General features: G+C 73.6%; 7 protein-coding genes. 3 read left to right on the top strand and 4 right to left on the bottom strand.

Annotated features, from left to right (window positions below; all coding sequences use genetic code 11):
- Window positions 1-163: 163 nt before the first annotated feature.
- The gene (locus tag ABD236_RS22760; protein ID WP_344076135.1) at window positions 164-790 is read right to left on the bottom strand and encodes an NUDIX domain-containing protein; all 627 of its coding nucleotides are present in this window, start codon (window positions 788-790) and stop codon (window positions 164-166) included.
- A 75-nt stretch (window positions 791-865) separates the two neighbouring features.
- A complete protein-coding gene (pyrG, locus tag ABD236_RS22755; protein ID WP_344076133.1) occupies window positions 866-2,542 on the bottom strand; it encodes a CTP synthase in 1,677 nt (558 codons plus the stop codon).
- A 430-nt stretch (window positions 2,543-2,972) separates the two neighbouring features.
- Between pyrG and ABD236_RS22750 the strand changes: the two genes are divergently transcribed.
- The 3 genes from ABD236_RS22750 to ABD236_RS22740 all read left to right on the top strand — a co-directional run bounded on the left by ABD236_RS22750 (window position 2,973) and on the right by ABD236_RS22740 (window position 7,964).
- On the top strand, window positions 2,973-4,775 hold the full coding sequence (locus ABD236_RS22750; RefSeq protein WP_425543928.1) for a glycoside hydrolase family 15 protein: 1,803 nt from the start codon (window positions 2,973-2,975) through the stop codon (window positions 4,773-4,775).
- Between the two features lie 111 nt (window positions 4,776-4,886).
- Window positions 4,887-6,269, top strand: a complete 1,383-nt coding sequence (locus ABD236_RS22745) for an FAD-binding oxidoreductase (protein ID WP_344076129.1) — start codon at window positions 4,887-4,889, stop codon at window positions 6,267-6,269.
- A 72-nt stretch (window positions 6,270-6,341) separates the two neighbouring features.
- Window positions 6,342-7,964 (top strand): PucR family transcriptional regulator, encoded by a 1,623-nt coding sequence (locus ABD236_RS22740; RefSeq protein WP_344076127.1) that lies wholly within the window; start codon window positions 6,342-6,344, stop codon window positions 7,962-7,964.
- Between the two features lie 39 nt (window positions 7,965-8,003).
- Here the strand turns inward: ABD236_RS22740 and ABD236_RS22735 are convergent, their stop codons facing one another.
- Both ABD236_RS22735 and recN read right to left on the bottom strand, forming a co-directional pair.
- On the bottom strand, window positions 8,004-9,086 hold the full coding sequence (locus tag ABD236_RS22735; protein WP_344076125.1) for a glycosyltransferase family 4 protein: 1,083 nt from the start codon (window positions 9,084-9,086) through the stop codon (window positions 8,004-8,006).
- Window positions 9,087-9,259: 173 nt separating this feature from the next.
- Window positions 9,260-10,978, bottom strand: coding sequence for a DNA repair protein RecN (recN, locus tag ABD236_RS22730; RefSeq protein ID WP_344076137.1), 1,719 nt, complete (start codon window positions 10,976-10,978; stop codon window positions 9,260-9,262).
- Window positions 10,979-11,266: the final 288 nt, after the last annotated feature.

Below are 11,266 nucleotides of genomic sequence, written 5' to 3'. Positions count from 1 at the left end.
ACCGTGCCCGCTTCTCGCGCAGTTCCCCGCGCCCCTAGGCAGTTAGGGGCGCGGGGAACTGCGCGACCAGCCACCCACGGTCCGCAGACGAAGGCGGGTTCAGGGGCGCGGGGAACTGCGCGAGCGACCCACCACTCAGCCGCAGAGAGGAACCGGCAGCGCGCTACTTCTCGAACGGCCGCGCCGGCCACGGCGCCTCCGCCGGGCGCAGTGCCTCGAAGCCCGCTCCCGCCTGCGCGGCCGTCACGGCCAGGACACCCACCACCAGGCAGTTGTTGTGCAGCTCACCGGCGAGCGCGCCCCGGACGAGCTCCTCCAGCGGCACCCGGGCCAGCTCCATGTCGGCCTCCTCCTCGGCGACCTCGAAGCGCTCGCCCTCCGCCTCGGACAGATCGCGGGCGAGGAAGATCCGTACGGCCTCGTCGCAGCCGCCGGGCGTGGTGTAGACGTCGGTGAGGACCCGCCAGTCCTCGGCCTTGACGTGCGCCTCCTCGTACAGCTCGCGCTGGGCGGCGTGCAGCGGGTTCTCGCCGGGCACGTCGAGCAGCCCGGCCGGGATCTCCCACAGCTTGTGGCGCACGGGGTGGCGGTACTGCCGCAGCACCAGGACCCGGCCCTCGCCGTCGAGGGCGAGGACGGCCACGGACCCCGGGTGGACCTGGTAGTCGCGGCGGGCGACGGAGCCGTCGGGCATGACCACGTCGTCGGTGCGGACGCTGGTCTTGTTGCCCTCGAACGGGGTCGTGGTGGCGACGACCCGCCACTCCTCGGGGGTGTCCTGGAGCTGCATCGATGTCCTCCCGCGAAACAGAAACCGGGGTACGCGTCCGATCAGGACCCGTACCCCGGCAACCGTATCGTCTGGTTACTTCTTGCCGTTCTTCCGCTCCGCCTGCTGGCGCTCGACGGCCGCCTTCACCAGACCCGCGAAGAGCGGGTGCGGGCGGGTCGGGCGGGAGCGCAGCTCCGGGTGCGCCTGGGTGGCGACCAGGTAGGGGTGCACCTCGCGCGGGTACTCGACGTACTCGACGAGCTTGTTGTCCGGGGAGGTTCCGGAGAACAGGATCCCGGCCTTCTTCTCCAGCTCGGCGCGGTAGGAGTTGTTGACCTCGTAGCGGTGGCGGTGGCGCTCCTCCACGTACGGCTGGTCGCCGTAGACCTCGCGGACGATCGAGCCCTCGGCGAGCTTGGCCGGGTACATGCCCAGGCGCATGGTGCCGCCCAGGTCGCCCGCGCCCTCGACGTACGCCAGCTGCTCCTCCATCGTCGAGATGACGGGGTGGGCGGTGGCGGCGTCGAACTCGGTGGAGTTGGCGCCCGGGATGCCGGCCAGGTTGCGGGCGGCCTCGATCACGATGCACTGCAGGCCCAGGCAGATGCCGAGCAGCGGCACCTTGTTCTCGCGGGCGTACTGGATCGCGCCGATCTTGCCGTTGACACCGCGGTCGCCGAAGCCGCCGGGGACCAGGATCGCATCCACGTCGCCGAGGTTCTTCTTGGCGCCGGCCGGGGTCTTGCAGTCGTCCGAGGTGACCCACTTGACCTTGACGCGGGCCTTGTTGGCGAAGCCGCCGGCGCGCATGGCCTCGGTGATCGAGAGGTAGGCGTCGGGCAGGTCGATGTACTTGCCGACCAGCGCGACCGTGACCTCGTGCTCCGGGTTGTGGACGCGGTCGAGCAGGTCGTCCCAGGTCGTCCAGTCCACGTCGCGGAACGGCAGGTCGAGCTTGCGCACGACGTAGGCGTCCAGGCCCTCGGTGTGCAGCACCTTGGGGATGTCGTAGATCGACTTGGCGTCGATGGCGGCGACCACCGCGGCCTCGTCGACGTCGCACATCAGCGAGATCTTGCGCTTGATGGACAGCGGCACCTCGCGGTCGGCGCGCAGCACGATCGCGTCGGGCTGGATGCCGATGTTGCGCAGCGCGGCGACCGAGTGCTGGGTCGGCTTGGTCTTCAGCTCGCCGGAGGGGCCGATGTAGGGCAGCAGCGAGATGTGCACGACGAAGACGTTGTCGCGGCCGACCTCGTGGCGCACCTGGCGGACGGTCTCCAGGAACGGCAGCGACTCGATGTCGCCGACCGTGCCGCCGACCTCGGTGATGACGACGTCCACGTCGTCGGTCGCCATCCGGCGGATGCGGTGCTTGATCTCGTTGGTGATGTGCGGGATGACCTGCACGGTGTCGCCCAGGTACTCGCCGCGCCGCTCCTTGGCGATGACCTGCGAGTAGACCTGGCCGGTGGTGACGTTGGCCGAGCCGTCGAGGTCGACGTCGAGGAAGCGCTCGTAGTGGCCGATGTCCAGGTCGGTCTCGGCGCCGTCGTTGGTGACGAACACCTCACCGTGCTGGAAGGGGTTCATCGTGCCCGGGTCGACGTTCAGGTACGGGTCGAGCTTCTGCATGGTGACGCGCAGGCCGCGCGCCTTGAGGAGCGCACCCAGGCTGGAGGCAGTCAGACCCTTGCCGAGGGAGGAGGCGACACCCCCGGTGACGAAGATGTGCTTGGTCGTCGATGACGCAGAGGATCGAGTCTGCATGGCCAAGAGGGGGCTCCCGTGGTCGCTGTCTGGAGTGCGTGTGCCGGTCACCCTGTGTCGATCTTGTACGAGTACCGTACGAGTCTCGGGAGGCGCCGTCGCTGCGGTTCGGGGGGTTTTTCACCACCCGGCCACGGGCTACCAGGGTATCAGCGAGTGCGGCGCACCGCTTCCGGCCACGCTCCGCACACCCCCGGGCAACCCTCTGTACTCCACTCACCCGGACGGCCCAATGGCGTTGCCGGAAGGCATCGGCGGATCACCCACGTGCGTCGTATCCTGCTCGGACACTCGCCGCCGAGACGCTGGTAGCACGGCACCACCCCGGCCGTCACCCACAACATGCGCTCGTTGGCGTTCCCTTGACCGCAGTCGCAGTAGCAGTAAGCGCCCCGCGGGGCGGACGTGGCCGTTCGACTGGAGATTGCACGTGGCCGGGCGCATCGAGGATTACGCACTCATCGGAGACATGCAGACCGCAGCACTGGTCTGCCGGGACGGCACAGCCGACTGGCTGTGCCTGCCACGCTTCGACTCGCACGCCGTCTTCGCCGGACTGCTCGGCACCGATGAACACGGCTTCTGGCGGATCGGCCCGGCCCACGCGGCCGACGCGCCGCCACCCCGGGCGGACCGGCGCCGCTACCGGGGCGACTCGCTGATCCTGGAGTCGGAGTGGGACACCCCGCGCGGCACGGTCCGGGTGACCGACTTCATGCCGCCGCGAGACGGCGCGCCGCAGCTGATCCGGATCGTGGAGGGCGTCAGCGGCCGGGTGCCGATGCGCAGCGCCCTGCGGATGCGCTTCAGCTACGGGCGTGTCGTGCCCTGGGTCCACAAGGTCGACGACCGCACGGTGGCGGTCGCCGGACCGGACTCGGTGTGGCTGGACACGCCGGTGGACACCTACGGCAAGAACCTCACCACGTACTCCGACTTCACCGTCTCGCCCGGTGAGCGGATCGCCTTCACGATCAGCTGGCAGCCCTCCCACAAGGAGCCGCCCGCCTACCCCGAGCCGGAGGCGTCGCTGGAGGCGACCGAGGACTTCTGGCGGGAGTGGGTGGAGCACTGTACGTACCACGGGCCCTACCGCGAGGCCGTGGTCCGCTCCCTGATCACCCTCAAGGCGCTCACCTACGCCCCCACCGGCGGCATCGTCGCCGCGCCCACCACCTCGCTGCCCGAGGACATCGGCGGCTCGCGCAACTGGGACTACCGCTACACCTGGCTGCGCGACGCCGCCATCACCCTCTCCTCGCTGCTGCGCACCGGCTACCGCGAGGAGGCCCGCGCCTGGCGGGAGTGGCTGCTGCGGGCGGTCGCGGGCGACCCGGAGAACCTCCAGATCATGTACGGGATCGCGGGCGAGCGCGAGCTCGGCGAGGCGGAGCTGGACTGGCTGCCCGGCTACGAGAACTCGGCCCCGGTGCGGGTCGGCAACGGCGCCGCCCACCAGCTCCAGCTGGATGTGTACGGCGAGGTCACCGAGGCCCTGCACCTGGCCCATATGACGGGCCTTGCCCGCAACGACTACGCCTCGCTGCTCCAGCTGAAGCTCATCAACTACCTGGAGGACCACTGGGACGAGCCGGACGAGGGCATCTGGGAGGTGCGCGGCCCGCGCCGCCACTTCGTGCACTCCAAGGTGATGGCCTGGGTCGCGGTGGACCGCACCATCAAGCTGATCGAGTCGGGCGACGCGGACGGGCCACTGGAGAAGTGGCGCGAGCTGCGCGACGACATCCACCGCGACGTCTGCGAGAAGGGCTACGACAAGGAGCGCAACACCTTCACGCAGTCCTACGGCTCCAAGGAGCTGGACGCCTCCCTGCTGCTGATCCCGCAGATGGGCTTCCTGCCGCCGGACGACAAGCGCGTGATCGGCACCATCGAGGCGATCCAGCGCGAGCTGTCCACGCCCGACGGGTTCATCCTGCGCTATCCGACGGCCGGCGAGGAGGCGGGCTGCGACGGCCTGGAGGGCGACGAGGGCGCGTTCCTGGCCTGCTCGTTCTGGATGGCGGACGACCTGGCCATGATCGGCCGGGTGGACGAGGCCCGCAAGCTCTTCGAGCGGCTGCTGTCGCTGCGCAACGACATCGGGCTGCTGGCCGAGGAGTGGGACCCGCGGCTCCAGCGCCAGGTGGGCAACTTCCCGCAGGCCTTCAGCCACGTTCCGCTGATCGACACGGCGCTGCGGCTGACCGCCTCGGGGGCATACGGGGGGTAGTCCGCGCGCTTGCGGGTACCGGGAGAGGGTGCGGGGCCGGTTCGCCGCGCCCCGAGGGCCTGTGCCCGCTTAGAGTGGAGTTGTTCTGTTTCCCTCCGAAAGGGGGGCGTCATGACCTCCCCCTCCAAGGCGGGCACGGCTCTCGTCGAGCTCCGCGAAGACCTCTCCGGCGACGTGTTCGCCCCGGGTGATCCGGGCTACGACGAGGCCCGGACGGTCTACAACTCCATGATCGACCGGCGCCCCGCCGTGATCGCCCAGTGCGAGTGCGACGCGGACGTGGTCACCTCCGTACGCTTCGCCCGCGAGCTGGATCTGAAGATCGCCGTGCGCGGCGGCGGCCACAGCGTCTCCGGCCAGGCCCTCAACGAGGGCGGCCTGGTCATCGATCTGCGCCGGATGCACGAGGTCACCGTCCACCCGGCCGCCCACGCCGCCCGCGTCCAGGGCGGCGCCCTCATGACCCACCTGGACCGGGCCACCGAGCCGCACGGGCTGGCCACCACCGGCGGGCGCGTCTCCACCACCGGCGTCGGCGGCTTCGTCCTCGGCGGCGGATCGGGCTGGCTGGACCGCCGGTTCGGCCTCGCCGTCGACAATCTGCTCGGCGTCGAGCTGGTCACCGCCGACGGCGCCGTGGTGAGGGCGAGCGCCGAGGAGAACCCCGAGCTGTTCTGGGCGCTGCACGGCGGCGGCGGCAACTTCGGCGTCGCCACCTCGCTCACCCTGCGCCTGCACGAGCTGCCCGAGTACGCCATCGCCCTGCTGCTGTACCAGCCCGAGTACGCCGCCGAGGTGGCGCACACCTATCGGGAGATCATCACGAACGGCCCCACCGAGGCGAGCGGCGGCGTCCTGTACATGACCGCACCGCCCGAGCCGTTCATCCCGGAGCACCTGGTCGGCAAGGTGCTGTGCGGTGCCATGGTGGCCTACGCGGGCGGCGAGGAGGCCATGCGCAAGACCGCCCAGCCGCTGATCGCCCTGCCGCACGAGGTGGAGATCGTCACGGCCATGCCGTACGCCGAGGTGCAGTGCATGATGGACGACCCGCCCGGGCTGCGGAACTACTGGTCGGCCGAGTACCTGACCGGCCTGCCCGACGAACTCGTCGACGTCTTCTGCTCCCTGGGCGAGTCCCTGCCGACCCCCACCGGCACCCAGCACGTGCTCTTCCCGCTGGGCGGCGCCATCGCCGACGGCCCCGCCGAGTACCCGGTGCCCTACCGCGACGCGGCCTGGGCCGTGCACCCCTTCGGGATCTGGGAGGACCCGGCCGACGACGAGCGCTGTGTGCGCTGGGTCAAGGAGGTGTGCGCCCGGGTCCAGCCCTGGTCGACCGGCGCGGTCTACCTCAACTTCACCGGCGACGAGGGCAGGGACCGCGTGATCGCGGGCCTGGGCGCCGAGAACATGCGCAGGCTCTCGGAGGTGAAACGCGCCTACGACCCGGACAACGTCTTCCGCTACAACCACAACATCGCCCCGGCCTGACGGAAACGGAGAACCGTGTCGTACCGTGACCCGCATCACCGTCCGGTACGACAAAACACGAGGTGAACCCCATTGGACAGCCAGGGCGGGATCACCGTGCAGCGCGCTCTCGAACTGCCCGGACTGCGCGGCGGGCTCCCCGAGGTCGTCGCGGGCGCGGAGCGGCTGGGGCGGACCGTGCGCTGGGTGCACGCGGGCGAGGTGCCCAACATCGCCTCGCTGCTCAAGGGCGGCGAGCTGCTGCTGACCACGGGCCTGGGGCTGGGCACCCGCCCCGCCGAGCAGCGCGCCTTTGTCCGCAGGCTGGCCGAGCGGGGCATCGCCGCGCTGGTCGTCGAGCTCGGCCCGCGCTTCAGCAGGCTGCCCGCCACCCTCGTGGACACCGCGCGGGCGGCCGGGCTCCCGCTGGTCGCGCTGCACCGCGAGGTCCCGTTCGTGACGGTGACCGAGGAGATCCACACCGAGATCGTCAACGGCCACTACGCCCTGCTCCAGCGCGCCGAGGAGGTGCACCGGCGGTGCACCGGCGCGCTGCTGTCGGGCGGCGGCGTGCCCCAGGTCCTGTCGATCCTGGCCGACTTCACGGCCAACCCGGTGTTCCTGGAGACCCCCGACGGGCAGCTGCTGTACGCGGCCGAGGGCTCCGGCGAGGCGGGCGCCGACCCGCTCCAGGTGTGGGAGGGGCTGCGCGGCCAGCGCGAGTCCCGCGAGTCGGGGCCGCCGGCCGGCGCGGTCCTGGTGGACGTGCCCGGCGGCGGCCACGGTGCCGGCGCGGTGCGGGCCCGGCTGGTCCTGCTCGCCGTCGCCGCGCCGCTGCTGCCGGTCCACCGGATGGCGGCGGAGCGCGCCGCGGGCATCCTCGCGGTGGTGCTGATGCAGGCGCGCCAGGAGGAGGAGCTGGCGGCGCGCGGGCGCGGCGACTTCCTGACCGACCTGGCCGAGGGCCGTATCACCGCCGAGGACGCGCCCGCGCAGGCGAGGGTGCTGGGCTTCAAACCGGGCGAGGGACCGCTCCTGCCCGTGGTGATGCGGCTGCCCTCCGAGCTCTCCCCCACCGGCAACTGGGCGGTGCTGGCCCGCGCGGTCCTGGAGGAGCTCTCCTCGGTGGGCGTGCCGGTGCTGCTGGGCGTACGGCCGGTGGAGGGCCGGGTGCCGCTGCTGCTCGGGCTGCGCTCGGAGTCGGAGCGCCACGCGGTCGCCGACCGGGTGGCGGCGGCGCTGCGGGCGGGCGTGGAGCGCGCGGGGCTGGCCCGGGCCGGGGCGCAGCCGGTGGTGGTGGTCGCGGCGGCGGGCGGCTGGGCGGCGGCCTCGGCGGGCCTGCGCCACGCGGCCGAGACCGCGGCGGCCGCGCAGGGCCTGCCCGAGCGCCCCTGGTACGACGCCCGCCGCCTCGACATCGACCTGCTCCTGTGGCGGCTGCGCGAGCACCCGGACCTGGCGGCGTTCGTGGAGCGCGCCATCGGCCCGCTGCGCACCCACGACGCGGCCTCGCGCCCGCCGCTGCTGCCCACCCTGGAGACCTATCTGGCGCACGCGGGACGCAAGGCGGAGACGGCCCGCGAGCTGCACCTCAACCGGCAGACGCTCTACAACCGCCTGGCCCGCATCGCGGAGCTGCTCGGCACCGACCTGGACGACCCGCAGACGGTGCTCGCCCTCTCCCTGGCCCTGCGGGCCCGCCGCCACGTGGCGTGACCGCACCTCGGAGCGCGGCGGGGACGCGGAAGCAGGCCCTCAGCCCCCCTGCCGCTGCGTCAACTCGTCGTACACGCTGAGCACCTGCGCCACCGTCTCGTCCTCGGTGGGCCAGTCGGCCGCCTGTACGGGGCCGGCCTCGGCGAGTGCGCGGCGCCGGGCCGGGTCGGCGAGCAGCCGGGCCACGGTGTCCCCGAGCGCCGCCGCGTCCCCGTACGGCACCAGCTCGGCCGCGTCCCCGACGAGCTCCGGCACCCCGCCCACCGCGGTCGCCACCAGCGGCACGCCGAGCCGCAGCGCCTCCTGGGCCAGCAGCGAGCGGCCCTCCCAGCGGCTCGCGAGCAGGGCCACGTCGGCGGCGGCCAGCAGCTCGGTGACGTCGTCGCGCCGCCCGAGCAGCTTCACCGGCAGCCCCTCGGCCTCGATGCGCCGCTTGAGCGCGCCCCGCAGCCTGCCCTCGCCCGCGATCGCCAGCAGCGGTACGGGGTCGAGCGCCTTCCAGCGGTGGGCGGCGTCCAGCAGCACGTCGTACCCGCGGTGCTCGACCAGGCTGCCCACGGCCATCAGCAACGGCCGGCCCACGGCGCCGAGTTCGGCCCGCGCCTTGCCGTCGGCGACCGGTGTACGGGGGCCGGGCACCGCGACCGCGGCGAGCCGGGCGTCCCGGGCGCCGCACCGCCGGGCGCGGTCGACCAGGTCCGAGGAGGTGCCCAGCACCACGGCGGCCGCCCGGGCCGCCCGCCGCTCCAGCATCCGCAGCACCTGCCCTCTGGCCCCGTCGGCGTGCGAGCCGATGTGCCAGGTGACGACGAGGGGGACCGCGCGCCGCCCGCCCAGGGCGAGGGAGGTGCGCACCGCCGCGTGCAGCCCGTGCGCGTGCACCACGTCCGCGCCCGCGCAGACCGCCCGCAGGGCGCCCACGGCCACCGGGTCGCCGCGCCGGGGCACCGGCACGAAGTGGGCGCCCGCGCCCCGGAAGTCGAACTCCCGCTCCAGCGCGGCCGGGGCGCAGACGGTGACCCGCACGCCCCGCGCGGCGAGGCCCGCCGCCAGCGAGCGCACATGCGCGCTGCTGCCCGCGCTGCCGCCGCCCAGCACTTGGACCGTACGCAGCTGTGACACGTGAACAGGCTCCCGGGTCGGCGGTGGGCCGGTGTGGACCCGGCCAAGGATGCCAGCCCGCACGGACGTTCCGCCCCCGTCCGGACGTTTCCCCGTGTCGAGGGGCGCCGGACCGCTCCGGGGGACCACCCACACGGGTGAACCCCCGGCGGGCGGTTCACCACGCGCGGGGGCTAGCCCTCCGTGCGCGCCGTCGCCAGCAGCTCCTCCGCGTGGGCGCGGGCCGTCTCGGAGTCCTCCTGGCCCGCCAGCATCCGGGAGAGCTCGCGGACCCGGTCCTCGCCCTCCAGGACGGTGACACCGGAGCGGGTGACCGTGCCGTCATTGGTCTTCTCCACCAGCAGCTGGCGGTCCGCGAAGGCCGCCACCTGGGGCAGATGGGTCACCACCACGACCTGCGCCGACTTGGCGAGCTTCGCCAGGCGCCGGCCGATCTCGACCGCCGCCCGGCCGCCGACGCCCGCGTCGACCTCGTCGAAGAGGTACGTGGGCACCGGGTCGGTCCCCGCGAACACCACCTCGACCGCGAGCATCACCCGGGAGAGCTCACCGCCCGAGGCGCCCTTGGCGATCGGGCGTGCCGGGGCGCCCGGGTGCGGGGCGAGCAGCAGCTCCACCTCGTCGGCGCCGGTCGGCCCGTACGCCACGGTCCGCCCGCCCACCTCGACGCCCTCGGCGTCCTCCACCTGCCGCACCGCGAACGACACCCGGGCGTGCGGCATCGCCAGCGACGCCAGCTCGGCCGTCACCGCGTCCGCGAAGCGCGCCGCGGCCTCGGTGCGGGCGTCGGTCAACTCCTGTGCCAGGGCCGACAGTTCGCCGCGCAGCCCGTCCCGCTCGGCCGTCAGCTCGCCGATCCGGTCGTCGTCGCCGTCCAGCTCGGTCAGCCGGGCGGCGCCCTGCTGGGCCCAGCCGAGCACGGCCTCGATGTCCTCGCCGTACTTACGGGTCAGCGCGGTCAGCGCCGCCCGCCGCTCCTCCACGGCCGCCAGCCGCAGGGGGTCGGCGTCGAGGTCGTCGGCGTACCCGGCGAGCTCGCCCGCCACGTCGCCGAGCAGGATCCCGACCTCGCCGATGCGCTCGGCGAGCGCGGCCAGCGCCGGGTCGTGCGACCGTACGGCCTCCAGGGCTCGGTGGGCGCCCGCGACCAGGGTGGTCGCGTCGACGCTCTCGGGGTCCTCGGGGTTGCCGGCCAGGGCCGAGTGGGCGAGGGCGGCGGCCGAGGCCAGCGCCTCGGCGTGCCCGAGCCGTTCGGCCTCCGCCGCGAGCTCGGTGTCCTCGCCCGGCAGCGGCTCGACCGCGGCGATCTCGTCGAGGCCGAAGCGCAGCAGATCGGCCTCCTGCGCCCGCTCGCGCGCCCGCGTGGTCAGCTCCTCCAGCTCCGTGGCGACGGCCCGCAGCCGCCGGTACGCCTCCGCGTACTTGGCCAGCGGCCCGGCCACCGCGTCCCCGGCGTACCGGTCGAGGGCCTCGCGCTGCCGGGCGGGGCGCAGCAGGCCCTGCTGGTCGGTCTGGCCGTGCACGGCGACGAGCTCGTCGGCCAGCTCGGCGAGCACGCCGACCGGCACGGAGCGTCCGCCGAGGAACGCCCGTGAGCGGCCCTCGGCCGAGACGGTACGGCTGACCAGCAGCGCGCCCTCGTCGAGCTCGGCCCCGGCCTCCTCGGCGCGGATCGCCGCGGTGGCGCCCGCGCGCAGCGCGATCCGTCCCTCGACGACCGCCGACTTGGCGCCGATCCGCACCAGGGCGGGGTCGGCGCGCCCGCCGAGCAGCAGCCCCAGGCTGGTGACGACCATGGTCTTGCCGGCGCCGGTCTCGCCCGTCACCGCGGTGAAACCGGGCGACAGCTCGACGACAGCGTCGTCGATGACCCCGAGCGACCGTATCCGCATCTCCTCCAACACGCCCCCGACCTTACGAGGTCCCGGGGCCTGTGTGCGACGCCCCCCACACGGTCACCCAGAGGGTTGACCCCCCTGCCCCGTTTTCCCCCCACCCCACCCCTTCCCTGAACCCTCCGGGGGCGGGTGGGTGGCGAAGGCGGCTTTCCCGGGGGCTACGCCCCCAGCCCCCCGGGCGGGGCTGCGCCCCTGCACCCCCTTCGCGGGGCCTGCGGCCCTCGCGCCCCGCTGCGCGTTCGTCTGCGGACCGTGCGTGGCTGGTCGCGCAGTTCCCCGCGC

It is taken from the genome of Streptomyces crystallinus (assembly GCF_039521265.1).
In the GTDB taxonomy this organism is placed as follows: Bacteria; Actinomycetota; Actinomycetes; order Streptomycetales; family Streptomycetaceae; genus Streptomyces; species Streptomyces crystallinus.
This window is presented reverse-complemented; position numbering and strand designations above follow the sequence as displayed.